Annotated in this window: 26 protein-coding genes; 3 read left to right on the top strand and 23 right to left on the bottom strand. The window is 75.2% G+C overall.

Features of this window, described 5'->3' with window-relative positions:
- Window positions 1–41: 41 nt before the first annotated feature.
- The 6 genes from GCU67_RS18560 to rpe form a co-directional block, all read right to left on the bottom strand.
- Window positions 42–305: a phosphoribosyl-ATP diphosphatase gene (locus tag GCU67_RS18560; protein WP_163612835.1), complete on the bottom strand. Its 264-nt coding sequence runs from the start codon at window positions 303–305 to the stop codon at window positions 42–44.
- Window positions 302–811, bottom strand: coding sequence for a 6,7-dimethyl-8-ribityllumazine synthase (ribH, locus tag GCU67_RS18565; RefSeq protein WP_163612836.1), 510 nt, complete (start codon window positions 809–811; stop codon window positions 302–304). The genes GCU67_RS18560 and ribH overlap by 4 nt, the downstream gene beginning before the upstream one ends.
- 64 nt (window positions 812–875) lie before the next feature.
- The gene (locus tag GCU67_RS18570; RefSeq protein ID WP_163612837.1) at window positions 876–2,156 is read right to left on the bottom strand and encodes a bifunctional 3,4-dihydroxy-2-butanone-4-phosphate synthase/GTP cyclohydrolase II; all 1,281 of its coding nucleotides are present in this window, start codon (window positions 2,154–2,156) and stop codon (window positions 876–878) included.
- Window positions 2,153–2,770, bottom strand: coding sequence for a riboflavin synthase (locus tag GCU67_RS18575; protein WP_163612838.1), 618 nt, complete (start codon window positions 2,768–2,770; stop codon window positions 2,153–2,155). Before GCU67_RS18575 ends, GCU67_RS18570 begins: the two co-directional genes overlap by 4 nt.
- A 1-nt stretch (window position 2,771) precedes the next feature.
- Window positions 2,772–3,824 (bottom strand): bifunctional diaminohydroxyphosphoribosylaminopyrimidine deaminase/5-amino-6-(5-phosphoribosylamino)uracil reductase RibD, encoded by a 1,053-nt coding sequence (gene ribD / locus GCU67_RS18580; RefSeq protein ID WP_163612839.1) that lies wholly within the window; start codon window positions 3,822–3,824, stop codon window positions 2,772–2,774.
- Window positions 3,825–3,834: 10 nt separating this feature from the next.
- Entirely contained in the window at window positions 3,835–4,509 is a 675-nt protein-coding gene (gene rpe / locus GCU67_RS18585) for a ribulose-phosphate 3-epimerase (protein ID WP_338105147.1), read from the bottom strand.
- 282 nt (window positions 4,510–4,791) lie between these two features.
- Between rpe and GCU67_RS22560 the strand changes: the two genes are divergently transcribed.
- Window positions 4,792–6,276, top strand: coding sequence for a S8 family serine peptidase (locus tag GCU67_RS22560; RefSeq protein ID WP_163612840.1), 1,485 nt, complete (start codon window positions 4,792–4,794; stop codon window positions 6,274–6,276).
- 63 nt (window positions 6,277–6,339) lie between these two features.
- Here GCU67_RS22560 and GCU67_RS18595 read toward each other — a convergent pair whose 3' ends face one another.
- Window positions 6,340–6,732: a VOC family protein gene (locus GCU67_RS18595; RefSeq protein WP_163612841.1), complete on the bottom strand. Its 393-nt coding sequence runs from the start codon at window positions 6,730–6,732 to the stop codon at window positions 6,340–6,342.
- A gap of 75 nt (window positions 6,733–6,807) precedes the next feature.
- Here GCU67_RS18595 and GCU67_RS18600 point away from each other — a divergent pair, with 75 nt between their 5' ends.
- On the top strand, window positions 6,808–7,464 hold the full coding sequence (locus GCU67_RS18600; RefSeq protein WP_163612842.1) for a cyclase family protein: 657 nt from the start codon (window positions 6,808–6,810) through the stop codon (window positions 7,462–7,464).
- Between the two features lie 97 nt (window positions 7,465–7,561).
- Here GCU67_RS18600 and GCU67_RS18605 read toward each other — a convergent pair whose 3' ends face one another.
- Genes GCU67_RS18605 through def form a run of 3 tightly spaced genes read right to left on the bottom strand, consistent with a single transcriptional unit; the run spans window position 7,562 to window position 10,469 of the window.
- Window positions 7,562–8,977, bottom strand: a complete 1,416-nt coding sequence (locus GCU67_RS18605; protein ID WP_163612843.1) for an RsmB/NOP family class I SAM-dependent RNA methyltransferase — start codon at window positions 8,975–8,977, stop codon at window positions 7,562–7,564.
- Entirely contained in the window at window positions 8,974–9,987 is a 1,014-nt protein-coding gene (gene fmt / locus GCU67_RS18610) for a methionyl-tRNA formyltransferase (protein ID WP_338105148.1), read from the bottom strand. The genes GCU67_RS18605 and fmt overlap by 4 nt, the downstream gene beginning before the upstream one ends.
- Entirely contained in the window at window positions 9,912–10,469 is a 558-nt protein-coding gene (gene def / locus GCU67_RS18615; protein ID WP_163612844.1) for a peptide deformylase, read from the bottom strand. Before def ends, fmt begins: the two co-directional genes overlap by 76 nt.
- Window positions 10,470–10,531: 62 nt before the next feature.
- Here def and GCU67_RS18620 point away from each other — a divergent pair, with 62 nt between their 5' ends.
- On the top strand, window positions 10,532–11,029 hold the full coding sequence (locus GCU67_RS18620; protein ID WP_163612845.1) for a hypothetical protein: 498 nt from the start codon (window positions 10,532–10,534) through the stop codon (window positions 11,027–11,029).
- Window positions 11,030–11,047: 18 nt separating this feature from the next.
- Here GCU67_RS18620 and GCU67_RS18625 read toward each other — a convergent pair whose 3' ends face one another.
- The 13 genes from GCU67_RS18625 to GCU67_RS18685 all read right to left on the bottom strand — a co-directional run.
- The gene (locus tag GCU67_RS18625) at window positions 11,048–13,042 is read right to left on the bottom strand and encodes a primosomal protein N' (protein WP_163612870.1); all 1,995 of its coding nucleotides are present in this window, start codon (window positions 13,040–13,042) and stop codon (window positions 11,048–11,050) included.
- A 4-nt stretch (window positions 13,043–13,046) separates the two neighbouring features.
- A complete protein-coding gene (gene metK, locus GCU67_RS18630; protein WP_163612846.1) occupies window positions 13,047–14,270 on the bottom strand; it encodes a methionine adenosyltransferase in 1,224 nt (407 codons plus the stop codon).
- A 127-nt stretch (window positions 14,271–14,397) separates the two neighbouring features.
- On the bottom strand, window positions 14,398–15,618 hold the full coding sequence (gene coaBC / locus GCU67_RS18635) for a bifunctional phosphopantothenoylcysteine decarboxylase/phosphopantothenate--cysteine ligase CoaBC (RefSeq protein ID WP_163612847.1): 1,221 nt from the start codon (window positions 15,616–15,618) through the stop codon (window positions 14,398–14,400).
- 133 nt (window positions 15,619–15,751) lie between these two features.
- Complete coding sequence (gene rpoZ, locus GCU67_RS18640; RefSeq protein ID WP_014741310.1) at window positions 15,752–16,015, bottom strand: DNA-directed RNA polymerase subunit omega; 264 nt, start codon at window positions 16,013–16,015, stop codon at window positions 15,752–15,754.
- Window positions 16,016–16,098: 83 nt separating this feature from the next.
- Window positions 16,099–16,677: a guanylate kinase gene (gene gmk / locus GCU67_RS18645; RefSeq protein ID WP_163612848.1), complete on the bottom strand. Its 579-nt coding sequence runs from the start codon at window positions 16,675–16,677 to the stop codon at window positions 16,099–16,101.
- Window positions 16,678–16,723: 46 nt separating this feature from the next.
- Window positions 16,724–17,080, bottom strand: coding sequence for an integration host factor, actinobacterial type (mihF, locus tag GCU67_RS18650; RefSeq protein WP_163612849.1), 357 nt, complete (start codon window positions 17,078–17,080; stop codon window positions 16,724–16,726).
- A gap of 228 nt (window positions 17,081–17,308) precedes the next feature.
- Window positions 17,309–17,776, bottom strand: a complete 468-nt coding sequence (locus GCU67_RS18655) for a hypothetical protein (protein ID WP_163612850.1) — start codon at window positions 17,774–17,776, stop codon at window positions 17,309–17,311.
- Complete coding sequence (locus GCU67_RS18660; protein WP_163612851.1) at window positions 17,773–18,384, bottom strand: hypothetical protein; 612 nt, start codon at window positions 18,382–18,384, stop codon at window positions 17,773–17,775. Before GCU67_RS18660 ends, GCU67_RS18655 begins: the two co-directional genes overlap by 4 nt.
- On the bottom strand, window positions 18,381–19,256 hold the full coding sequence (gene pyrF / locus GCU67_RS18665) for an orotidine-5'-phosphate decarboxylase (RefSeq protein ID WP_163612852.1): 876 nt from the start codon (window positions 19,254–19,256) through the stop codon (window positions 18,381–18,383). The genes GCU67_RS18660 and pyrF overlap by 4 nt, the downstream gene beginning before the upstream one ends.
- Window positions 19,253–20,644, bottom strand: coding sequence for a beta/alpha barrel domain-containing protein (locus tag GCU67_RS18670; protein ID WP_338105149.1), 1,392 nt, complete (start codon window positions 20,642–20,644; stop codon window positions 19,253–19,255). Before GCU67_RS18670 ends, pyrF begins: the two co-directional genes overlap by 4 nt.
- Window positions 20,641–23,952 carry a carbamoyl-phosphate synthase large subunit gene (gene carB / locus GCU67_RS18675; protein WP_163612853.1) on the bottom strand — a complete coding sequence of 1,104 codons (3,312 nt, stop codon included), beginning with the start codon at window positions 23,950–23,952 and terminating at the stop codon, window positions 20,641–20,643. Before carB ends, GCU67_RS18670 begins: the two co-directional genes overlap by 4 nt.
- A 1-nt stretch (window position 23,953) precedes the next feature.
- On the bottom strand, window positions 23,954–25,120 hold the full coding sequence (gene carA / locus GCU67_RS18680) for a glutamine-hydrolyzing carbamoyl-phosphate synthase small subunit (RefSeq protein ID WP_163612854.1): 1,167 nt from the start codon (window positions 25,118–25,120) through the stop codon (window positions 23,954–23,956).
- A partial coding sequence (locus GCU67_RS18685; protein WP_476738956.1) for an amidohydrolase family protein occupies window positions 25,117–25,683 on the bottom strand: 567 nt, incomplete at its 5' end. The genes GCU67_RS18685 and carA, both read right to left, overlap by 4 nt.

Below are 25,683 nucleotides of genomic sequence, written 5' to 3' on the forward strand. Positions count from 1 at the left end.
CGGCGTGCGAAGCGCGTCGTGGGGAGGGACGAGGTCCTTGATCAGAGGTGAGCGTAGACGTCGGCCAGGGACAGGCCCCGGGCCAGCATCAGCACCTGCACCCGGTAGAGGAGCTGGCTGATCTCCTCCGCCGTGCGCTGCTCGTCCTCGAACTCCGCGGCCATCCAGGACTCGGCCGCCTCCTCGACGACCTTCTTCCCGGCGGCGTGCACGCCGTCGGTGACGGCGGTGACGGTGCCCGAGGCGGGGTCGCCGGCGGCGACCTTCTCGCTCAGCTCGGCGAAGAGCGCGTCGAACGTCTTCACGCCGGGGTCACCCCGAAGCCGGTGCCCTGCTTGCGCGTGCGCAGCTCACGCAGGACCAGCGCGGTCTGCAACGCGGCGGCGGCGGCCTCCCAGCCCTTGTCCTCGCCGGAGTCGTCCATGCCGGCGCGGTCGCGGGCCTGGCGCTCGCCCTCGGTGGTGAGCACGCCGTTGCCGACGGGCTTGCCGGAGTCCAGCGCCACCCGGGTGAGGCCGGCGGTGAAGGAGTCGCAGACGTAGTCGAAGTGCGGCGTCCCCCCGCGGACGACGACACCGAGGGCGACGACGGCGTCGTGGGTGGCGGCCAGCGCCTGGGCGACCACCGGCAGCTCGAGGGCGCCGGGCACCCGCACGACGGTCGGCGAGGCGACGCCGGAGGCCTCGGCGCAGGCGAGCGCGCGGGCCAGCAGGGAGTCGGCGATCTCGCCGTGCCAGGTGGCTGCGACGATGCCGAGGGTCAGGCCCGCCGCGTCGATGGGCTCCTGCCCCGGTGCTCCGGACCCGCTCATGACTGCTCCTCGGTGCTCGTGGTGGACGACGCTGCAGTGTGCCCGGTGCGGGCGGCCGGGCCGCTCACAGCGGCTGCTCCTCGGCGCGCCGCACGGGCACGGCCGGCTCGACGACGGACTCCGGTTCGATGATCTCGAGCAGGTGGCCCATCCGGTCGCGCTTGGTGCGCAGGTAGCCGATGTTGTCGGCCGTGACGTGGGTGGGCAGCCCGACCCGGCCGGTGATCTTCAGGCCGTAGCCCTCGAGACCGGCGCGCTTGGTCGGGTTGTTGGTGAGCAGCCGCATGGTGCGGATGCCCAGGTCGACCAGGATCTGCGCGCCGGTGCCGTAGTCGCGGGCGTCGGCGGGCAGGCCCAGGCCGAGGTTGGCGTCGATGGTGTCCGCGCCGGCGTCCTGGAGCTGGTAGGCCTGCAGTTTGTGCAGCAGTCCGATGCCCCGGCCCTCGTGCCCGCGGATGTAGAGGACGACGCCGCGGCCCTCGACGGCGACGGCGGCGAGCGCGGCGTCCAGCTGGGGCCCGCAATCGCAGCGCAGCGACCCGAAGACGTCGCCGGTGAGGCACTCGGAGTGCACGCGCACCAGCACGTCTTCACCGTCCGCGATGTCGCCGTAGACGAAGGCCACGTGCTCGCGCTCGTCATAGGAGCTGCGGTAGCCGACGGCGGTGAACTCCCCCGCGCGCAGCGGCACCCGCGCCTCGGCGACCCGCTCGACCAGCTTGTCGAAGCGCTTGCGGTAGGCGATGAGGTCGGCGATGGAGACCATCACCAGGTCGTGGGCATCGGCGAACTCGCGCAGCTCCGCACCCCGGGCCATGCCGGTGGGGTCCTGCTCGCTGACGACCTCGCACAGCGCGCCGGCCGGCCGCAGCCCGGCCAGCACGGCCAGGTCGACGGCGGCCTCGGTGTGGCCGGGGCGCCGCAGCACCCCGCCGTCCCGGGCGCGCAGCGGGACGACGTGCCCGGGGCGGGCCAGGTCGCCGGAGGTGGCCTCGGCCGAGGCCAGGGTGCGGATGGTGCGCGCCCGGTCGGCGGCGGAGATGCCGGTGGTCACGCCCTCGCGGGCGTCGACGGTGACGGTGTAGGCGGTCCCGCGGCGGTCCTGGTTGACCCGGAACATCGGCGGGAGGTCGAGCCGGTCGGCGTCGGCCTCGCTGACCGCGACGCAGATGTAGCCCGAGGTGTAGCGCACGGTGAAGGCGACGACCTCGGGGGTGGCCAGCTCGGCGGCGAAGATGAGGTCGCCCTCGTTCTCGCGGTCCTCGTCGTCGATGACGACGACGGGGCGGCCGCCCTTGATCGCGGCGAGGGCGTCCTCGATGGTGTCCAGCCGGAACTCGCTCATCGACGTGCCCCCATCAGCCGCTCGACGTACTTGGCGATGACGTCCACCTCCAGGTTGACCGGGCTGCCCGGCGTGCGGGCGCCCAGGGTGGTCTCGCGCAGGGTGGTCGGGATGAGGCTGACCTCGAACCAGGGCTCCGGCTCGTCTGCGAGTGCGCTGACGGTGAGGGAGACGCCGTCGACGGTGATCGAGCCCTTCTCCACCACGTAGCGGGCCAGCTCCACCGGGACGGCGATGCGCACGACCTCCCACTGGTCGCCGGGCGTGCGGGACACGATCGTGCCGACGCCGTCGACGTGGCCCTGCACGATGTGCCCGCCCAGCCGGGTCTCGGCGGTGACGGCGCGCTCGAGGTTCACCGCGTCGCCGACGCCGGTGGCACCCAGGCTGGACCGCCGCAGCGTCTCGGCCATGACGTCGGTGCTCCACACGGAGCTGCCGTCGGTACCGGGCTGGACGCCGGTCACGGTCAGGCAGACGCCGTTGACGGAGATCGAGTCGCCGAGGGCGACGCCGTCGAGGGTCTTGCAGGCCCGGATGCGCAGCACGGCGCTGTCCGCGCCGTCCTCCCGCACCTCCAGGGTGCCGAGCTCTTCCACGATGCCGGTGAACACGTCAGCTCCCTCCGCCGGTCGTCGGCCCACCAGTGTGCCGGGTGGGCCGCAACCGGATCTGCACGTCCCCGCCCAGGCGGGTGACGTCGGTGATCGTCAGGTGCAGCGCCGAGGTGATCGTGTCGATTCCCAGGCCGCCGACCATGGGTGCACCGTCACCCAGCAGCAGCGGCGCCTGGTGCAGCACGACCTCGTCGACGAGGCCCGCGGCGAGGAAGGCCGCGGCGAGTGTCGGGCCGCCCTCGAGGAGCAGCCGGCGCACCCCGCGGTCGAACAGCTCGGTCAGCAGTGCGGCGGGGTCGGCGGCCCGGCTGAGGTGCGTGGCGGCCGCGTCGTCGTGCACCCGGGCGGTGGCGGGCACCCGGCCGCGCCGGTCCAGCACCACCCGCAGCGGCTGCCGGAGCGCGGTGCGCCCCTCGGCGTCCCGGACCGTCAGCTGCGGGTCGTCGGCCAGCACGGTGCCCGACCCGACCAGGACGGCGTCGCAGGTGGCGCGCAGCCGGTGCACCTCGGCGCGGGCCTGCGGTCCGGTGATCCAGCGGCTGGTGGAGTCGGCGGCGGCGACCCGGCCGTCGAGGGTGGTGGCGACCTTCCAGACGACCTGCGGGCGGTGCTCCCGCACACCGGTCAGCCAGCCGGCCAGTGCGCCGTCCTCGGCGGCCTGCTGGTCGGCGCCGAGCTCGACGTCGACCCCGGCGGCTCGCAGCCGGGCGGCACCGCCGACGGCGAGGGCGGTGGGCTCGGGGACGGCGACGACGACCCGGCGCACCCCGGCGGCGAGCAGCGCGTCGGCACACGGGCCGGTGCGGCCGGTGTGCGCGCAGGGCTCCAGGGTGACCACCGCGGTGCCGCCGCGGGCGCGCTCGCCGGCCTGGGTGAGGGCGTGCACCTCGGCGTGCGGGCCGCCGACCGGGGAGGTGGCGCCCTCGCCGGCCACGGCACCGTCGGCGTCGAGCACGACCGCGCCGACCGGCGGGTTCGGGCTGGTGGTGCCCAGCACCCGCTCCCCCAGCTCGCGGGCGCGGGCCATCGCCGCCTGCTCGACGGCGTTCATCGAGTGGTGGTCACGAGCGGGATCGGGCGGCGGCGGCCTGGGCGCGCAGTCCGCGGATCGCCGCCGCGGGGTCCTCGGCGCCGTAGACGGCGGAGCCGGCGACGAAGACGTCGGCACCGGCGGCCGCGGCCTGCTCGATGGTGTCGGCGTTGATCCCGCCGTCGACCTCGACGAAGAGCTGCAGGTGCCCGGTGTCCACGAGCCGCCGCGCCTCGCGGACCTTGCTCATCGTCTGCGGCATGAACGACTGCCCGCCGAAGCCGGGCTCGACGGTCATCACCAGCAGGGTGTCGAAGTCGGGCAGCACGTCGAGGTAGGCCTCCAGCGGCGTCCCCGGCTTGATCGCCAGCCCGGCCAGCGCACCGGCGGCCCGGAGGTCGCGGGCCACGGCGCGCGGGTCGGTGCAGGCCTCGGCGTGCACCGTGACGTTGCGGGCGCCGGCCTCGGCGTACCCGGGGGCCCACCGCTCGGGGTCGGTGATCATCAGGTGGCAGTCCAGCGGCACCGGGCTCACCGCCTGGATGGCCTGCACGACCGGCAGCCCCAGGGTCAGGTTGGGCACGAAGTGGGCGTCCATGACGTCGACGTGGACCCAGTCGGCGTCGGTGATCCGCTGCACCTCGTCGGCGAGGCGGGCGAAGTCGGCGGACAGCAGACTGGGCGCGATCATCGGGTCCTGTGCCACGCGGTGATCGTAGGTGCCCGCTCCCTCCACCCGAGGACGCGCGGACCTTCTGGCCCACCACCTGTGACGACGGTCCGGTCGCCCTCGTGGGGCCGAGGGTCGTCTTGTGGCCCAGGTCACCCGTCCGGCGTGGCGGACCGGTCCTCTCCCGCGTGGCGAGGCGCTGGCCAGCCACTTCCTGTGACCGACTTGTGACGTTGCGTCGTGCGACCTAACGTCCTCCGCCACCGGGACCCGCTCCACAGAGCCCCCCGGTCCCTGCCCCGCTGGACGAGGAGCCCCATGCCCCGCACCACCCGCCGGACCTCCACGCACACCGTGGCCACCGGCCTGGCCCTGGCCACCGCCCTGGGCCTCGCCGCCCTCACGCCGTCCGCCGCCCTCGCCGCACCCCCGGCGGCCGGCCCGGCGCCGGGCTACGTCCAGGGCGCGCTGCAGAACTACGCGGTCAACATCAACGCTGCCAACCGCGGCCAGACGCTGAAGGTCGAGCGGGCCGTCGCCGCCGCCGGCGGCAGCGTCGTGGAGTCCTACGCCGAGATCGGCGTGGTCATCGCCCAGTCCGACAACAGGGACTTCGCCGCGGCGCTGCGCCGGGAGAAGACCGTCGAGTCCGTCGGCGCGACCCGCACCGCCGCCGTGGCCGTCACCGACCCGACCTACGGCGTCAGCGACCCGCTGGCCAGGGGCGAGTCCGGCAAGGGCAAGCCCGGGGCCCGGGTGACCCGGACGCCCAGCATCGAGGACACCACGGCCGCCGCGGCCGACCCGCGCGAGGCCGAGCAGTGGGACATGAAGGCGATCGGCGCCGACCAGGCGCACCTGGTCACCGACGGCAGCCGGGACGTGCTGGTCGCCGTCCTGGACTCCGGCATCCAGGGCGACCACCCCGACCTGGCGGCCAACATCGACACCGCCGCCTCGGCAAGCTGCCTCAGTGGCTCGCCGGACTCCAGCTACGCCTCCTGGCAGCCCACCACCAGCGACCACGGCACCCACGTGGCCGGCACCATCGCCGCGGCGCGCAACGGGATCGGCATCGTCGGGGTGGCCCCGGGCGTGCGGATGTCCTCGGTCAAGGTCGTCGACGACGCCGGTTTCATCTACCCCGAGTCGGCGATCTGCGGGTTCATGTACGCGGTGGCCACCGGCGCCGACGTCACCAACAACAGCTACTACATCGACCCGTGGCAGTTCTGGTGCGACGACGACGCCGACCAGCGCGCGGTGAAGACCGCCGTCGACCGGGCGGTCCAGTACTCGCAGGGCCGCGGCGTGGTGAACGTGGCCGCGGCCGGCAACTCCAACGTCGACCTGGCCCACAAGACCACCGACGCCACCAGCCCGGACGACACCACCCCGGTCGTCCGGCCGATCGACGCCGGCTGCGAGGACATCCCGGCCGAGCTGGACGGCGTCGTCACCGTCTCCTCCACCACCTCGACGGGCGCGCGGTCGTCCTTCTCCAACTACGGCGAGGGCGTCATCGACGTCGCCGCCCCGGGCTCGTCGATCCTGTCCACCGTCACCGGCGGCGGCTACGGCCGGAAGAACGGCACCTCGATGGCCTCCCCGCACGTGGCCGGCGTGGTCGCCCTGCTGAAGTCCGCGCACCCGAAGCTGTCCGGCACGGCGCTGACCGACCTGCTGTACGCCCAGGCCGACGACGTCCCCTGCCCGACCGGGACGACGACCTGCACCGGCCCCGCGGCCGACAACGGCTACTTCGGCGAGGGCCTGGTCGACGCGCTGGAGGCCGTGCGCTAACCGGCTGAACGACCTGCACGGGACGGGGCGCACCGCAGACCGGCGGTGCGCCCCGTCCTGCGTTCAGCGGGCTGCGGCCCGCTCCGCCTCGCTCGTCAGCAGGCAGAACTCGTTGCCCTCCGGGTCGGCGAGCACGAACCAGCCGCTTCCGTCGGGCCGGCGCCGGTCCTCCACCACGACCGCACCCAGTTCCAGCAGCCGCAGCAGCTCGCCGTCGCGGGTGCCCGTCTCCGGCCGCAGGTCCAGGTGCAGCCGGTTCTTGTCCACCTTCGGCTCGGGCACCTCGAGGAACAGCAGCCGCTGCCGCCCGTCGGGTGAGATCACCATGCACTCCTCGTCCCCGGGCTCGTTCGGGTCGCCGGGGTCCTCGGACCAGCCGAGCACCGCCGCCCAGAAGAGGGACTGCGCATGGGCGTCGCGACTGTCCACGCTGACGTGGGAGAGGAAGGCGACCATGACGGCAGGGTCCCCGCGCGCCGCCCCGTCGTCCACCCTGATCCACCCGTGGTGCGCCCTGCCAGGATCCACGCCATGCGACTGATCGACCTGAGCCACGTCGTCGAGCACGGGCTGACGACCTACCCCGGCCTGCCCGCCCCCGAGATCGGCGTCCACCTCGGCTTCGAGGACTCGCACGGCGTCTACGCGGCGGGCACGGAGTTCCAGATCGGCCGGATCTCCATGGTCGCCAACACCGGCACCTACCTCGACACCCCCGCGCACCGGTACCGCGACGGCCACGACCTCGCCGACCTGCCGCTGGCGCGCTGCGCCGGGCTGCCGGCCGTCGTCGTCCGGGCCGCCGGCCGCGGGCACGCACTGGACGCCGCGGCGTTCGCCGGGCTGGACGTCGCGGGCGCCGCGGTGCTCGTGCACACCGGCTGGGACGCCTCCTGGGGCACCGAGGCCTACCTGGACCGCGACCACCCGCACCTGACCGAGGACGGCGCCCGCGCGCTGGTGGACGCCGGCGCCACGCTGGTCGGCATCGACTCGGTCAACATCGACGACACGATCGGCACGGCCCGCCCTGCGCACAGCCTGCTGCTGGCCGCCGGCATCCCGGTGGTCGAGCACCTGACCGGCCTGGGCGGCCTGCCCGACACCGGCGCGGTCTTCACCGCCGTCCCGGTCGCCGTCCGCGGCCTGGCCACCTTCCCCGTGCGCGCCTACGCCTCCGTCGGCTAGCCGTTCGGCACGAGATCTGTCGTGGCCTCCTGGGCCGGGAGGCCACGAGAACGCGGATCTCGCGAGCGGGGACGGTTCCGCGGAACCGTCCCCGGGCTCAGCGCGTGCGGCGGAGCAGGGCCATGAACATCGCGTCGGTGCCGTGCCGGTGCGGCCACAGCTGCCCGTAGTCGCCGCGCGCGATGCCCGGCACCTCCGGGAACAGCGGTGCGACCGGGAGCACCTCGACGTCGTCCCGGCCGGCGACCGCGTCGACGATCGCGACCGTCTCGGCGGTGTGCGGTGAGCAGGTCACGTAGGCGACCACTCCCCCGGGCCGGACCGCGGCGAGCGCGCTGTCCAGCAGCCGGGTCTGCAGCTCGGCCAGCGGGGCGACGTCCGCAGGCACGCGGCGCCACCGCACCTCGGGACGGCGGCGCAGTGCCCCCAGCCCGGTGCACGGTGCGTCGAGCAGCACCCGGTCGAAGGAGCCGGCCGGCCAGTCGGGCGCGGTGGCGTCGGTGACCCGCACGTCGACGTCGTCCTCGCCGGCCAGCGCGCCACGCACCAGTTCGGCCCGGTGCTCGGCGCGGTCGGCCGCGGTCAGGTGCACCCCGGCCGGGCGGACCGCGGCCAGCAGCCCGGCCTTGCCACCGGGGCCGGCGCACATGTCCAGCCAGGCGGCGTCCGGGCCCTCGAGCGGGGCACGGACGAGGGCGAGCGCGGCCAGCTGGCTGCCCTCGTCCTGCACCGCGGCCGCCCCGGACCGCACGCTGCGCACCTTGCCGGGGTCGCCCCCGCCCAGCCGGACGGCGTAGGGCGACCAGGGGCCGGCCTCGCCCCCGGACTCGGCGACGAGTTCGTCGCGGTCGACGTGCCGGGCCACCAGGTGCACCTCCGGCGCCAGGTCGTCGGCCAGCAGCGCGGCCTCGACCTCGCCGTCCTCGGCCAGCGCGTCGCGCCAGGCGTCGACGATCCAGCGCGGGTGGTCGGTGCTCAGCGCGAGCCGGTCGGCGTCCTCGGCGGGGGCCAGCGCGGCCACCCACGCCGCCCGGTCACCGCCGGCGGCGACCTTCCGCAGCACCGCGTTGACCAGCCCGGAGGCGCCGGTGCCCACGATCGCCCGGGTGAGCGCGACGGTGGTGTCGACGGCGGCGTGCGCCGGGACCCGCAGGTCGACGATCTGGTACGTGCCCAGCCGCAGCAGGTCGAGCACCTTGGGGTCCAGCTCGGCCAGCGGGCGGGAGACCAGCGTGGTCAGGAGGGCGTCCAGGGTGCCGGTCGCGCGCAGCGTGCCGTAGGCCAGCTGGGTGGCGAACGCGGCGTCGCGCGGCTCGAGCTGACGCTCGCGCAGCAGCTGGGGCAGCAGCAGGTTGGCGTAGGCGTCGCGGCTGGAGACGCCGTCGAGCACGTCGTAGGCGGTCAGCCGGGCGCCGTCCAGGACCGGCCGGTGCCGGCGGGACTGCGGGCGCTGGTTGCCGGTGCCGGGGTCGTTGCGCCGCTTGTGCCCGGCGCGCCGGTCGGGGCCGGTCATGCGCCCCCCTGCTCGCCGAGGCGCTCGCCGGGCTCGAGCCGGGCGCCGCGCGCCCAGTCCGCCGCCGGGAGCATCTTCCTGCCCGCCGGCTGCACCTCGGTGAGCCGGACGGCGCCGCGGGCGGTGCCGACCAGGACGCCGTCGGCACCGACCGACAGCTCGCCGGCCTCCAGGGCCGGTGCGGACGGCAGCGGCTCGACCGGGGCCAGCCGCAGCCGGTTGCCCCGGAAGGTGGTCCAGGCGCCCGGCGCCGGGGTGACCCCGCGGACCCGCCGGTCGACCACGTGCGCCGGCAGCGCCCAGTCGACCCGGGCGTCCTCGGTCTGGATCCGCGGCGCCAGGCTGATGCCCTCGACCGGCTGCGGCTCGGCGCGCAGCGAGCCGTCGGCGAGACCGTCGAGGGTCGCGACGAGCAGCCCGGCGCCGCTGACGGCCAGTCGGCCGAGCAGGTCGCCGGCGGTGTCGCGGGGGCCGATCGGCTCGGTCACCACGCCGAGGACCGGGCCGGTGTCCAGGCCCGCCTCCAGCTGGAAGGTGGCCGCACCGGTGACCTCGTCACCGGCCATGATCGCGTGCTGGACGGGTGCGGCACCGCGCCAGGCGGGCAGCAGGGAGAAGTGCAGGTTGACCCAGCCGTGCACCGGGACGTCGAGGGCCGCGGGCGGCACGAGCGCGCCGTAGGCGACCACCGGTGCGCAGTCGACGGCCAGCTCGCGCAGGGTGTCCAGGAACTCCGGCTCACGGGGCGAGCGGGGCTGCAGCACCGGGATGCCGGCGGCGTCGGCCCGCTCGGCGACCGGGGAGCGGCTGGTGCGCCGTCCCCGCCCGGCCGGGGCGTTGGGCCGGGTGAGGACGGCGACGACCTCGTGTGCGGAGCCCAGCAGCGCCTCGAGGGAGGCGACCGCGGGGGCCGGGGTGCCGGCGAACAGGAGCCTCAGTGGGGGCTCACCTTCACGACGGGGGCCGGCAGCGGCGAGCCCTCGGGCAGCCAGGACGGGTGCCCCTGCCACTCGGCGGCCTGCAGGACGTCCAGGGCGGCCGCCCGCGCCTCGGCGTCGAGCCGGTCGACGAACAGCACGCCGTCGAGGTGGTCGGTCTCGTGCTGGATGGCGCGGGCGAGCTTGTGCGAGCCCTCCACGCGCAGGGGCTCGCCGAACATGTCCCAGCCGGTGGCCGCGACGGTCAGGTAGCGGTCGCAGTCGAACCGGTAGCCGGGGATCGACAGGCAGCCCTCGGCGTCCCGCTCGACGTCCTCGCCCACCGGGACGACGTCGGGGTTGACCATGTGGCCGACCTCGCCGTCGACGTACCAGGTGAAGACCCGCAGGCCGACGCCGATCTGGGGCGCGGCGAGGCCGGCGCCGCCGGCGGCGTGCATGGTGTCGGTCAGGTCGGCGACGAGCTGCTGCAGTTCCTTGTCGAACTCGACGACGGGGGCGGCCGGGGTGCGCAGCACCGGGTCGCCCATGATCCGGATCGGGGTGACGCTCACCGGGTGAGTCTAGGCGGCGTCCAGGACGCCGGATGCGCGGTCACCTCGCTACCGTTCCGAGGATGACCCCGGTGACCTCCCACCACGTCCGCGCCGTCGTCGGCAGCGCCGCCGACGGACTGGTCCTCGCCCTCTGCGGAGCACTCCTGGACCATCCCGCCCGCTCGGCGGCCCGCCGCCGGCTGTACCTGGCCATGGCCGGGGTCGCCGCGCTCGACGTCGGCATCGCCGAGCTGCCGGGCCTGCGGGCGGCGCTGGCCGACGGCGTGCCCCCGGAGCGGATGTCGGCGGAGGAGCTGGAGGTGCGGTTGCAGCAGGGCCTGGTCGTCGGCGCCTGGGCGGTGGTGCTGACGGTGGTCGACGGCCCGCTGGCGCGGGCGCTGCGCGATCGCGGGGTCGCCCGTCCGCACCTGCTGCTGGGCGCGGTCGCCGGCCTGGGCGCGGCGCTCAGCACGCTGCCCAGCTGGTGGCGCCAGGCCGACGAGGGCGCCGCGGTCGACCAGGCGACCGCCCGGCTGGACGAGGAGCTCGCGGAGCTGCTCGACCAGCCGGCCGGCTGACCTGGCGGGCTCGGAGGCTCAGGCGAGCTCGAGCGGGTCGAGCTGGACCCGCACGTGCTCGGGCACCTTCCGGGCGCTGCGGACCCCCTGCACGTCGTGCAGCGCCCGCGCCAGCGCGACGCCCTCGCTGCGCCGGATCCGCACCAGGTACCGCTCCCGCTCGCCCTCCTGCCCCGGCCGCGGCGGCTCCGGGACCGGCCCCAGGACGTCGGCGCCCTCGGGCAGCCGCAGCGCGCCCAGGAACTCCGCCAGCGCGGCCGGGGACGCCGACAGCGACGCCATCCGAGTGACCGGCGGGAAGCCGAGCTCGCGGCGGTCGGCGAGCTCGCGGGTGGCCAGCCCCGCCGGGTCCCAGCGCACCAGCGCCTGCACGACGGGGTGCGCGGCGTCGGCGGACACCACGACCCGACCGCCGGCCTGCACCAGCGCCGCGGCGTTCATCCAGCGCCGCAGCGTCTCCTCCCCCGCCCGCAGGTCGGCCCGGCCCAGCAGCGCCCAGGAGTCCAGCAGCAGGGCAGCGCCGTAGCCGCCCTCGGCGACCGGCTCGGCACCCGGGGTGGCGACGACGATCGCCGGGTCGCCGGCCACGGTGGCCAGCACCCCGGAGCTGCGGCCGGACACCCGCACCGCCGCCCCGGGGAACGCCCGGCCCAGCTCCTCGGCCGTACGGGAGGCGCCGATGACGGCGGCACGCAGCTTGGTGCCGTGGCAGTGCGGGCAGTCGAAGGTGGCCGCCGGTCGCGCGCACCAGCGGCAGGCGGCGATGCGCACCCCGTTCGGCCCGGGCGCCGGGGCGATGCCCAGCGGCCCGGCGCAGTGCGCGCACCGCGCCGGCGCCCGGCAGCGGTCGCAGACCAGCGAGGGCACGTAGCCCGAGCGGGGCACCTGGATCAGCACCGGCCGGCCGGCCTGCAGGGCCTTCCGGGCGACGTCGAAGCCGAGGGTGGGCAGCCGGGCGGAGCGGGCCGCGGGGTCGCGAGCCAGCTCGAAGTCGCTGCCCAGCGCCTCGACCCTCGGGGCGGCCGTGCGCAGGGTGGCGCGGTCGGCGATCAGCTCGTGCGCCCAGCCGGACTCGACGAGCAGCGCGGCCTCCGCGGTGCGGGAGGTGGCGGCGACCACCGCGGCACAGGAGGCCAGGTGCGCGCGGTGCACCAGCACGTCGCGGGCGTGCGGGTAGGGGGCGCGGGGCTCGGCGTGCAGGTCGTCCCCGTCGTCCCAGATCACCACCAGGCCCAGGTCGCGCACCGGGGCGAACACCGCCCCGCGGGTGCCCAGCACCACCTGGGCGGTGCCGCGAGACGCGGTGAGGAACCGGCCGTAGCGGGTGTCGGGAGTCGAGTCGGCGCGCAGCACTGCGACCGCGCCGTCGGGCAGCAGCCGCTCGGCCGCGGCGGCCAGCCGGTCCAGGTCCTTGCCGTCGGGGACCACGACGAGCGCGCCCCGCCCGCCGGACAGCGCCGCCTGGCACAGCTCGACCAGCCGAGTCGGCCAGTCCTCCCCCGGCAGCGCCGTCCACACCGCGCGGGCCGGGTGCCCCTGGGCGACGGCCTCCAGCAGCAGCGGCCCGGTCGGGTAGCGGGCGAACCCGGCCGGGTCCGGGGCCGGCGGAGGCGGCGGCGGGTCCTGCCGGGGCCGCTTCTCCGGTGCTCCGCGGCGGGGCGGGAGCGCCAGCCGGAGGACGTCGGTCATCGACCCGGCGTAGCGGTCGGCGACCGAGCGGGCCAGCTCGGCGACCTCGGGGGTGAGGACCGGCTCGGGCGAGACGACCTTGGCCAGCGGCGCCAGCTTGCCGGTGTGGTCGGTGCTCCCGGCGAGCTCCACGACCACGCCGTCGACGAGCTTGCCGGCGAACCGCACGCGCACCCGGCAGCCGGCCACGACCTGCTCGGCCAGCTCCTCGGGCACGGCGTAGTCGAAGGGCCGGTCCAGGTGGGCCAGCGGCACATCGACGACGACCCGGGCGACCCGCTGCGCGCGGGGACCCGGGTCGTCGAGGACAGGCGTGTCGCTCAGGGGTCTAGACGCCCGTGGCCACGCGGAGGGCGTCGACGCGGTCCAGCCGCTCCCAGGGCAGCTCGATGTCGGTGCGCCCGAAGTGCCCGTAGGCGGCGGTGGGGCCGTAGATCGGGCGGAGCAGGTCCAGGTCGCGGACGATCGCGCCCGGGCGCAGGTCGAACACCGAGCTGATCGCCTTCTCCAGCACCTCCTCCGGGACGACGTTGGTGCCGAAGGTCTCCACGAACAGCCCGACCGGGTGCGCGGCACCGATCGCGTAGGCCACCTGGACCTCGCAGCGCCGCGCCAGGCCCGCGGCGACGACGTTCTTGGCCACCCAGCGCATCGCGTAGGCACCCGAGCGGTCGACCTTCGACGGGTCCTTGCCGGAGAAGGCGCCGCCGCCGTGCCGGGCCATGCCGCCGTAGGTGTCGACGATGATCTTGCGGCCGGTCAGGCCGGCGTCGCCCATCGGGCCGCCGATGACGAACTTGCCGGTGGGGTTGACCAGCAGCCGGTGGCCGGTGGTGGGCAGCCCGAGCTCGGCGAGCGCGGGGACGACCACCAGCTCCTCGATGTCGGGGGCCAACAGGGTGTCGATCGAGATGTCCTCGGCGTGCTGGGAGGACACGACCACGGTGTCGACGGCGACCGGGCGGTCGTCCTCGTAGACGACGGTGACCTGGGTCTTGCCGTCGGGCCGCAGGTAGGGCACCGAGCCGTCCTTGCGCACCGCGGACAGCCGGCGGGACAACCGGTGCGCCAGCGCGATGGGCAGCGGCATCAGCTCGGGGGTCTCGTCGCTGGCGTAGCCGAACATCAGGCCCTGGTCACCGGCGCCCTGGCGCTCGATCATGTCGTCGGCCACGGCGGCTCGGTGCTCGGCGCCGCTCATCTCGGCCCGGCGGGCCTCGTAGCCGGTGTCCACGCCCTGGGCGATGTCCGGGGACTGCGCACCGATGGAGACGCTGACACCGCACGAGGCGCCGTCGAAGCCCTTGCGCGAGGAGTCGTACCCGATGCGCAGGATCGTCGCGCGGACGATGTCGGCGATGTCGACGTAGCCGGAGGTGGTCACCTCACCGGCGATGTGCACCTGGCCGGTGGTGATCATCGTCTCGACGGCCACCCGGCTGCGGGGGTCCTGGGTGAGCATCGCGTCGAGGATCGCGTCGCTGATCTGGTCGGCGATCTTGTCGGGGTGGCCCTCGGTCACCGACTCGGAGGTGAAGAGACGGCGTGGCACTGGGTTCTCCCTGCGGTCGGCTGCCCGGCGCGTTGATCGCGGTCGGGAGGGCCTCCGGCGATGGTCGGGACCCTGGCGGTGCGAGGGTACCGGCGGGGGCCGACACACGTCGTCGGCGGCGGTCCGCTCAGGCCCGCACGGGCAGTCCGCCCACCACCCGGTCCCAGATCGCGGCGGCCACGACGTCCTTGCCCGCGGCCGGGACGGCGGTGGCCGTGCCGTCGGCGTCCAGCAGGGTGACCTCGTTGTCCGGGCGGCCGAACACCCGCCCGGCGGAGACGTCATTGACCACCAGCAGGTCGACGCCCTTGCGGGCGAGCTTGGCGCGGGCGTGGGTCAGCACGTCGCCCTCGGCGTCCCCGGTCTCCGCGGCGAAGCCCACCACCCGCTGACCGGCCGGCCGGGCCGCGACCAGCTCGACCAGGACGTCGGGGTTGCGCACCAACCGCAATTCCGACGGCTCTGCGGCGCCGCCCTTCTTCAGCTTGGTGCCGGCGACGGAGTCCGGCCGGAAGTCGGCGACCGCGGCGGCCATGACCACGACGTCGGCGCCGGTGGCCTCCGCGTGCACCGCCGTCCGCAGCTGCTCGGTCGACTCCACCGCGACGACGCGGACGCCGAAGGGCGCCGGGGCGTCGACGTTGGCCGCGACCAGGACGACGTCGGCGCCCCGGGCGGCGGCGACCCGGGCCAGCGCCCAGCCCTGGCGGCCCGAGGAGCGGTTGCCCAGGAAGCGGACCGGGTCCAGGGCCTCGCGGGTGCCCCCGGCGCTGATCACGACCCGGCGGCCGGTGAGGTCCTGGGCCAGCGCGCCCGGGCCGGCGGCGAGCACCAGCTCGGCGAGCGCCGCGACGTCGGCGGGCTCGGGCAGCCGACCGGGCCCGGAGTCCGGGCCGGTGAGCCGGCCGACGGCCGGGGGCAGCACGACCGACCCGCGCCGGCGCAGCGTGGCCACGTTGTCCTGGGTGGCCGGGTGCAGCCACATCTCGGTGTGCATGGCCGGCACGAAGACGACCGGGCAGTGCGCGGTGAGCAGCGTGGCGGTGAGCAGGTCGTCGGCCCGGCCGGCGGCGGCTCGGGCCAGCAGGTCGGCGGTGGCCGGGTTGACCAGCACGAGGTCGGCGGTCTGCCCGATCCGCACGTGGGCGACCTCGGGGACGTCGTCCCACACCTCGGTGGACACCGGGTTGCCCGACAGCGCCTCGAACGTCGCCGCACCGACGAAGCGCAGCGCCGAGGCGGTCGGGACGACGCGCACGTCGTGGCCGCGCTCGGTGAGCGCCCGCAGCAGCAGGGCGGACTTGTAGGCCGCGACGCCGCCACCGACGCCCAGCACGATCCGGCTCATGCGCTCATCCTGCGCCAGACACGACGAAGTCCCCGGCACCAGGTGCCGGGGACTTCATCACCACGAGTGGTGTCCGGCCCCGTCGCAGGGGCCCGCCGCGAGCGTGCGAGCGGTGGGGGGCGACGGGGTCCTTTCAGTTCTCGCCGGCGGTGTGGGTGAGCAGGCCCTCGTTGATCTCGCGCAGCGCGATCGACAGCGGCTTCTCCTGGGGAGCGGTGTCGACCAGCGGGCCGACGTACTCCAGCAGGCCCTCGGAGAGCTGGCTGTAGTAGGCGTTGATCTGGCGCGCGCGCTTGGCGGCGTAGATGACCAGGCCGTACTTGCTGCTGGTGCGCTCGAGCAGCTCGTCGATCGGCGGGTTGGTGATGCCCTCAGGGGCGGGTGCGACTCCGGACACGGGCGGGCGTGCTCCTCAACTCGGTGTGCGGGCGGGCGGCGGATGTGCTCCGCACGGTCGCCTCGGGTGCGTCCCCGCTGCGGTCAGGGACCAGCGGGCGGAGGCGCAGTCAGCAAGCCTACCAACTCGTCCGCCGCTCTGGCCACGTCGTCGTTGACGACCACCACGTCGAACTCGCCGGAGGCGTCCAGTTCGGCCTGCGCGAGGGCCAGCCGGCGCTCCTGCACCTCGGGGTGCTCGGTGCCCCGGCCGGCCAGCCGGCTGACCAGCGCCGCCCACGACGGCGGGGCCAGGAACACCAGCTGGGCCTCCGGCGCGCGCTCGCGCACCTGCCGGGCGCCCTGCAGCTCGATCTCCAGCAGCGCCGGCAGCCCGGCGCGCAGCTGCTCCTCGACCGGCCCGCGGGGGGTGCCGTAGCGGTTGCCGGCGTACTCCGCCCACTCCAGCAGCCCGTCGTTGTCGAGCAGGTGGTCGAAGGACTCGCGGTCGACGAACCAGTAGTGCTCGCCGTCGACCTCGCCGGGGCGCGGGGCCCGGGTGGTGACCGACACCGACACCCAGACCTCGGGGTGCCGGCGCCGGACCTCTGCGACGACCGTGCCCTTGCCGACCCCGGAGGGGCCGGAGAGCACGGTCAGCCGCGCACGGTTCAGGTCAGCCACTCGTCGTCCTCGGTCCGGGGCGGCCGGAGGCCACCGCGGGGTCCGCTCAGAGTGCGCCCTCGGCCGGGATCTGGTCGGGCTGGACCTGCTCGCCGGCGAACTCGGCCTCCAGCGCCTTGCGCTGGTTGGCGCCCAGACCACGCACGCGGCGGGTCGGGGAGATCTCCAGCCGCTCCATGATCTTGGCGGCGCGCGCCTTGCCGACGCCCGGGAGGGACTCCAGGACGGCGGAGACGCGCATCTTGCCGATGACCTCGTCGGTCTCGCCCTGCTTGAGGACGTCACCGACCGTGGTGCCCTTGGCCTTGAGCTTCTCGCGGAGCTCGGCGCGGGCCTTGCGGGCCGCGGCGGCCTTCTCCAGGGCGGCGGCGCGCTGTTCGGGGGACAACTCGGGAAGGGGCACGGAGCAACCCAATCGTGTTCGTGCCGGCGCTGCGACCGGCGGGGTGTTCGAGGTCTGGGTCAGCCTGCAGGCGGCCCTGCTGTTGAGCCTGGGCGCCAACCTAGTCACCCTGAACCGGCTGGTCACGCTGGACCCCGTGCGCATCCGGACAGGACGGTGTGCTTCACCGGACGCGCGGCGGACCGATCGGTCCGGTGACCGTCCCGTCACCCCTGGTCAGCGCGCCGGTCACCGCCCGGCCACCCGCTGGACACCGGCGCCCAGCAGGGCGCCACCGGCCAGCACGAGGACCAGCCCGGCCCACTGCCCCGGCCCGGTCAGGGGAGCTGGGACGACGCCCTCGACGGCCCGCCCGGCCGCACGGGACGCACCCAGCAGGGCGGCCCCGAGGACGGCCAAGCCGGCGCCCGCCCCGAGGGCCGCGCCCCCCACCCGCCGGTCCCGCGGCGGGCGGCCCCGGAACCAGGGGACGGCCCCCGCGACCAGCAGGGCGCCCAGGGCGATGAGGACCCGGCCGGCGTCGGCGAGCCAGCCCGCCGTGACGAGCTGGTCGTACTGCTCGGTCGACAGGAACACGAGCTCCGGGACGGCGGCGGGTGGGCGCGAGACCAGCACGAGGCCCGGCACGGCCAGCAGCGCACCGGCCACCACGGCCGACCAGGCCACCACCCGCCGTCCGGCCACCACCCCGGTCACCCGGGGCCGAGACGTCGCGGCGGGACGGCGGTCCGCTGGTCCCGCCCGAGCACCCAGCCGCACACCGCGGCCAGCGCGGCCGACCCGAGGGCCGCCGCCGCCAGCCCGACGAGCTGGCCGGCGCCGAGCTGCAGCGGCGTCCCGCCCGCGGCGCAGCCGGTGGCGTCAGGACACGCCAGCGGCTCGTAGGAGCCCGAGTAGGTCACCACCGGCTCCGGGCCCGCGGTGAGGGCGAGCACGACGCCGACGACGAGCAGCGCCCCCGCCGCGCCCAGCGCCCACGCCACCCGGGCGGGCCCGGCGGCACGACGGCCCAGCAGCCGGCCACCCCAGCCGCTGAGCACCAGCAGCCCGGCGAGCGCCAGCCCGAGGCCCACCAGGTGCCCGGTGGTCCACAGCACCGACCAGGGAGCGTCGTCGAAGGCGATCGACAGCTCGCTCTGGTAGGCACCGTCGGGCTGCGGCGGGGCCTCCCCGACCGGGACGTAGGCGAACCAGCCGCCGTCCACCCCGGGCGAGGAGGCGTTGGTCCACCAGAACACGCCGACGCCGACGGCGCACAGCAGCGCCCCGAGGACCGGGGCCGGCCACCGCGCCGCGCGGCTCATGCGGTGAGCTCGGCCGTCCACCGGTCGGCGGCCGCGCGCAGGGCGGCGACGTCCGCCCCGGCCCGCAGCACGTCCCGGGAGACCGACGGGACGACGGCCCGGTCGCCGAACAGCCGGCGCAGGTCGGCCACCGAGCCGCCCTGCGCACCGAGCCCCGGAGCGAGCACGGGCCCGCGCAGTCCGGACAGGTCGACGTCCAGCTCGGCCAGCGTGGCGCCGACGACGACGCCGTGCGAGCCGGTGAACGCCCCCCACCTGCCCTGCTGGTCGGCGAAGGAGGCCGGGTCGGATGCGGGGTCCCCCACCAGCCGGCCGGGGGCGTTCCACCGGCCGACGGTGTCGACCACGGTCTGGGCCACGCTGCGCTCCCCCACCAGCGCGGACTGGAAGGTCGCGGCGTCCGGGTTGGAGGTGCGGGCGAGCACGAACAGCCCGCCGCCGCACTGCTCGGCGGTCCGGCGGGCAGGCTCCAGCGAGTCCGGTCCGAGATAGGGGCTCACGGTGAGCGCGTCGACGGCGAGCGGGTGCCCCGGGCGCAGGTAGTCGGCGTAGCCGGCCATGGTCGAGCCGATGTCACCGCGCTTGGCGTCCAGCAGCACCAGCGCACCGGCCGCCCGAGCCCACGCGACGGCGTCCTCGAGCACGGCCATGCCCCGCGACCCGTGCCGTTCGTAGAAGGCCAGCTGGGGCTTGAGGACCGCGACGTGCCCTGCCAGGGCCTCGACCACCAGGTCGGTGAACCGGCGCAGCCCGTCGACGTCGTCGGTGAGGCCCCACTCCAGCAGCAGCTCGCGGTGCGGGTCGAGGCCCACGCACAGCGGGCCACGGGCGGCGACGGCGTCGGCCAGCCGGGTGCCGAAGGGGGTGGTCATGCCAGCTCCTCGACGCAGGCCCGGGCGAGGTAGGGGTCGGCCCAGGCGCCGGTGGCGCTCTGCACCCCGGCGGCGCCCAGCTCCAGCAGCGCCGCAGCACTGGCCGGGTCGGTGACCCCGCCCATCGCCAGGACGTCGAAGCGGTGGCCGCCGGCCGCGCGCAGCTCCAGCAGCCGGGCGGTGAACTCCAGCGCCAGGTCGCGCACCGCGCGGCCGGACACCCCGGCCAGCGGGCGGCCGGGGAAGGTGGGCGTGCCGTCGGCGCGCTGCACCGCGCACTGCACGGTGTTGATGGCGGCCACCCCGTCCAGGTGCGGCGCGATCCGCGGCAGCAGACCGGCCAGGGCCGGGCCGTCGAGCCAGGAGAGCTTGGCGACCAGGCCCGTGCTGGACGACAGCGCCCGTCGGGTGGTCTCGACGATCGCGGTGGTCAGCTCGGGGTCCAGACAGATCGGCGGCCGCACACCGCCGCCGGAGCCCAGCGTGTTCGGGCAGCTCAGGTTCAGCTCCACGACCGGGGCGCCGGCGGCCTCGGCCAGCCGCGCGGTGCGGGCGAAGTCGTCGGCGATGGCCTGCAGCTGCGCCGGCCCGTCGTCGTCGTCCTCACCGAGGACGCTGACCAGCAGCAGCTGGTCGTCGGCCAGGCAGCGGACGGCGGCGGCGACGTCCTCGGTCCACACCGCCGGGTCGGGCGAGGGGACGCCGAAGGAGTTGGTGCTGGTGACCGCCGGGTCGCCGGGGGTCACCCAGTCCGAGGGCTCGGAGGTGACCACCGGCGGCGCCCCGGGACCGAACGGCTCCCGCACCCCGGGCACGAACGCCCAGTTGGGGAACGGGTTGGCGGCGTGCTCCCGGCTGCGGACGGTCTTGTAGGTCAGCAGGTCGAAGCCGTTGCCGGCCAGGTACTGCACCCACGCCGCGGTGCCGGTCATCGGGCAGGCCGGCACCCCGATCGGGAAACCGAGGCGGCGGCCGAGCACCTCCCAGCTGCCGGCGGCCCGCGGGCGGACCGGCAGCCGGGGACCGGGCGGGCCGACGCGCGCGCCGGCCACGTCGTCGGTCAGCGCGTAGGCCGGGAAGCGCACGCCGGTGCGGGCCAGCAGCCGGTGCTGACCCGTGGTGGCCAGCAGCCGCACCAGCGAGGGCAGGTCGCCGGCGTCCAGCCCGCCCTGGTCGAGCCGGGTGGTCACGTCGGTCGCCCAGGACGGCGCGGCCGCGTGGGCCGCGCCGTCCAGCCGGGCGACCGCGGCGGCAGCCAGGCCGCGGAGCACGGAGCCGGTCAGCCCGACGGAGCCCAGCTCGCGCTGCAGCTCGGCCACGACGACGTCGTCCGGCCCCCCGGGGGCAGGAGTGGCCACTTCTGCCCCCGCGCGGGAGGGATCGGTCACCCCAGCGCCTTGGCGGCCTGCGCGTCGGCCAGCACCTGGTGCAGCTCCTGCAGGCTGCGCACGCCCAGGTCGCCGCGGCGCAGCGCCTCCACGCCCTGCACGGTGGCCGCCATGCCCTGCACGGTGGTGATGCAGGGGATGCCCATGCCGACGGCGGCCGCGCGGATCTCGTAGCCGTCCAGTCGCGGGCCGCCGTTGCCCGGCGTCCCGAACGGGGTGTTGACCACCAGGTCGACCTCGCCGGACTGGATCCGCTCCACGCAGTTGCCCGGGCCGTCGGAGAACTTGCCGACGACCTCGCAGGCCACGCCGTTGCGGCGCAGCACCTGCGCGGTGCCGACGGTGGCCAGCACCCGGAAGCCCAGGTCGGCCAGCCGCTTGACCGGGAAGATCGCCGACCGCTTGTCCCGGTTGGCCAGCGACACGAACACGGTGCCCGAGGTCGGCAGGTCGCCGTAGGCGGCGGCCTGGGACTTGGCGAACGCGGTGCCGAACTCCGCGTCGATGCCCATCACCTCACCGGTGGACTTCATCTCCGGGCCCAGGATCGTGTCGACGCCCTGGCCCTCGACGGTGCGGAAGCGGTGGAAGGGCAGCACGGCCTCCTTCACCGAGATCGGCCCGTCGACGGGCAGGTCGGTGCCGTCGCCGGTCAGCGGGAGCACGCCAGCGGTGCGCAGCGAGGCGATCGTCTCCCCCACTGCGATCCGGGCCGCGGCCTTGGCCAGCTGGACGGCGGTCGCCTTGGACACGAACGGCACCGTGCGGCTGGCCCGCGGGTTGGCCTCCAGGACGTAGAGGACGTCGTCCTTGAGCGCGTACTGCACGTTCATCAGCCCACGGACGCCGATCCGGGCGGCGAGGGCCTCGGTGGCGGCGCGGATGTTCAGCAGGTCCGCCCCGCCCAGGGTGATCGGGGGCAGCGCGCACGCGGAGTCGCCGGAGTGGATGCCGGCCTCCTCGATGTGCTCCATGACCCCGCCCAGGTACAGGTCGGTGCCGTCGTAGAGGGCGTCGACGTCGATCTCGATGGCGTCCTCGAGGAACCGGTCGACCAGCACCGGGTGGTCGGTGCTGACGTCGGTGGCCTTGCGGATGTAGGACTCCAGCGTGGCGTCGTCGTAGACGATCTCCATGCCGCGCCCGCCGAGCACGTAGGAGGGGCGCACCAGCACCGGGTAGCCGATGGTGGCGGCGATCTCCTGCGCCTGGGCGAACGTGGTGGCCATGCCGTGCTTGGGCGCGAGCAGCCCGGTGTCGGACAGCACCCGGGAGAACTCCCCGCGGTCCTCGGCGGCGTCGATGGCCTCCGGCGAGGTGCCCAGCACCGGGACGCCGGCGTCCTTCAGGCGCTGCGCCAGCGCCAGCGGCGTCTGCCCGCCGAGGGTGCAGATGACCCCGGCGACCGGACCGGCGGCGCGCTCGGCCTCGACGACCTCCAGCACGTCCTCGAACGTCAGCGGCTCGAAGTACAGCCGGTCGGCCGTGTCGTAGTCGGTGGAGACGGTCTCGGGGTTGCAGTTGACCATCACCGCCTCGTAGCCGGCGTCCTGCAGCGCCATGACGGCGTGCACGCAGGAGTAGTCGAACTCCACGCCCTGCCCGATCCGGTTGGGCCCGGAGCCCAGGATCAGCACCGCCGCCTTGGTGCGCGGCTCGACCTCGTTCTCCTCGTCGTAGGAGGAGTAGTGGTACGGGGTCTTCGCGGCGAACTCGGCGGCGCAGGTGTCCACGGTCTTGTAGACCGGCCGGATGCCGAGGCGCCAGCGCAGCACCCGGACGCCGTCCTCACCGGCGAGCTCGGGACGCAGCGCGGCGACCTGCCGGTCGCTCAACCCGTGCCGCTTGGCCAGGCGCAGCAGCTCCGGGGTCAGTGAGGGGGCCGCGCGGACCTGCTCGCCGATCTCGTTGACCATGGCGATCTGGTCGACGAACCACTCGTCGTAGCCGCTGGCCGCCGACACCTCGGCGACCGTCGCGCCGGCGGCCAGCGCCCGCTGGGCGGTGTAGAGCCGGCCGTCGACCGGGGTGCGCAGCTTCTCGACCAGGGTCACGGCGTCGGCCGGCTCTGCCTCGTCGGTCCAGAAGCCGCTGGCCTTCGTCTCCGTCGAGCGCATGGCCTTGCCGAGGGCCTCGGTGAAGTTGCGGCCCATGGCCATGACCTCACCGACGCTCTTCATGGTGGTGGTGAGCCGCGGGTCCGCACCCGGGAACTTCTCGAAGGCGAACCGCGGGATCTTCACCACCACGTAGTCCAGCGAGGGTTCGAACGAGGCGGGGGTGACCCCGGTGATGTCGTTGGTGATCTCGTCGAGGGTGTAGCCGATGGCCAGCTTGGCCGCGATCTTCGCGATCGGGAAACCGGTGGCCTTCGACGCCAGAGCGCTCGACCGGGAGACCCGCGGGTTCATCTCGATGACGACGAGGCGGCCGGTCCCGGGGTGGACGGCGAACTGGATGTTGCAGCCGCCGGTCTCCACACCGACCTCGCGCAGCACGGCGATGCCGACGTCGCGCATCTGCTGGTACTCGCGGTCGGTGAGGGTCATCGCCGGGGCGACGGTCACCGAGTCACCGGTGTGCACGCCCATCGCGTCGATGTTCTCGATCGAGCAGATGACCACCACGTTGTCGCTGCGGTCGCGCATCAGCTCGAGCTCGTACTCCTTCCAGCCCAGCACCGACTCCTCGATGAGGACGGTGTGCACCGGGGAGTCGGCCAGGCCGTGCCCGGCCATCCGGCGCAGCATCGGCTCGTCGGTGGCGATGCCCGAGCCGAGCCCGCCCATGGTGAAGCTGGGCCGGATGACGACCGGGTAGCCGACCTCCTCGGCGGTGGCCAGCGCCTCCTCGACGGTGCCGCAGACGGTGGAGCGCGGGGCGTCGGCGCCGATCGAGCGCACGATGTCCTTGAACCGCTGCCGGTCCTCCCCGCGGTTGATCGCCTCGACGTCGGCGCCGATGAGCTGGACGCCGTACTTCTCCAGCACGCCGTTCTCGAACAGGCCGATGGCGATGTTGAGCGCGGTCTGCCCGCCGAGGGTCGCCAGCACGGCGTCCGGGCGCTCCTTGGCGATGACCCGCTCGACGAACTCCGGGGTCAGCGGCTCGATGTAGGTGGCGTCGGCGACCTCGGGGTCGGTCATGATCGTCGCCGGGTTGCTGTTGACCAGGCTGACCCGCAGCCCCTCGGCCTTGAGGACCCGGCAGGCCTGGGTGCCGGAGTAGTCGAACTCGCTGGCCTGGCCGATGACGATCGGGCCGGAGCCGATGACCAGGACGTGCTTCAGATCTGTCCGCTTGGGCATCTCAGGCCCCCTTCTCGCCGGTGGTGTCCTGCACGGTCAGCGGAGGGCTGACCGCTTCTCCGCGCTCGCGCTCGGCCGCCATCAGGTCGACGAACCGGCCGAAGAGCGGGTTGGCGTCGTGCGGGCCGGCCGCGGCCTCAGGGTGGAACTGCACGCTGAACGCCGGGGCGTCCAGCAGCCGCAGGCCCTCGACCACCTGGTCGTTGAGGCCCACGTGGCTGACCTCGACCGGGCCGAACGGGGTGTCGGTGGGGCGGTCGAGCGGGGCGTCGACGGCGAAGCCGTGGTTGTGGCTGGTGACCCGCACGGTGCCGCTGACCCGGTCGAGCACCGGCTGGTTGAGGCCGCGGTGGCCGAAGCGCAGCTTGTAGGTGCCCAGCCCCAGCGCGCGGCCGAGGATCTGGTTGCCGAAGCAGATGCCGAACAGCGGACGCCGGGCCTCCAGCACCCCGCGGACGGCGGCGACCGCGTAGTCGGCCGCCGCCGGGTCGCCGGGACCGTTGGAGACGAAGACACCGTCGATGCCGGCCTCGAGCAGCTGCTCGGCGGTCGAGGTCGCGGGCAGCACGTGGGTCTCCACGCCGAGCTCGGCCAGGTACCGCGGGGTGGCGGTCTTGATGCCGAGGTCGAGCGCGGCGACGGTGAACCGCTTCTCCCCCACCGCCGGGACGACGTAGGCCTCGCGGGCGCTGACGCCCGGGGCCAGGTCGGCGCCGGTCATCGACTCACTCGCCGTCACCCGGGCCAGCAGCTCGGCCTGGTCCAGCTCGGTGCTGATGCCCGCGCGCATGGCGCCGCGGTCGCGCAGGTGCCGGGTCAGCGCGCGGGTGTCGATGCCGCTGATGCCCACGACGCCCTGGGCCACGAGCTCGTCGTCCAGGCTGCCGGTGGCGCGCCAGTTCGCCGGGCGCCGCGCGGGGTCGCGGACGACGAAGCCGGCCACCCACATGCGGCGGCTCTCGTCGTCCTCGCCGTTGACGCCGGTGTTGCCGATGTGCGGCGCGGTCATCGCCACGATCTGGCCGGCGTAGCTGGGGTCGGTGAGCGTCTCCTGGTAGCCGGTCATCCCGGTGGAGAACACCGCCTCGCCGACCGTGGTGCCGGTCGCACCGTAGGAGTCGCCGCGGAACGTCCGCCCGTCCTCGAGCACGAGGATCGCCTGTGTCACTTGACTGCCTTTCCGTCGAGCACGGTGGCCACGCCCCGCAGGAACGTGGCGACCACCCGGCCGGGGAGCTCCCGGCCGGCATAGGGGCTGTTGCGGCTGCGGCTGGCCAGCGCGGCCGGGTCGACGGTGGCCCGGTGCGCAGGGTCGAGCAGCAGCAGGTTGGCCGGCTCGCCGACGGCGAGCGGGCGGCCGTGGGTCTCCAGGCGGCCGATGGCCGCCGGGCGGACCGACATCCGGTCGGCGACGCCGCGCCAGTCGAGCAGGCCCGGCTCGACCATGGTCTGCACCACGATCGACAGCGCCTGCTCCAGCCCGAGCATCCCCGGGCGGGCGGCGGCCCACTCGCTCTCCTTGTCCTCCACCGCGTGCGGGGCGTGGTCGGTGGCGACGGCGTCGATCGTGCCGTCGGCCAGCCCCGCCCGGAGTGCGGCGACGTCGGCGTCGGTGCGCAGCGGCGGGTTGACCTTGTAGACCGGGTCGTAGGTCTCGGCGAGGGCGTCGGTGAGCAGCAGGTGGTGCGGGGTGACCTCCGCGGTGACCTGCACGCCGCGGGCCTTGGCCCA

Origin of the sequence: Modestobacter muralis, from assembly GCF_010682105.1 — a bacterium.
Classification (GTDB): Bacteria; Actinomycetota; Actinomycetes; order Mycobacteriales; family Geodermatophilaceae; genus Modestobacter; species Modestobacter muralis.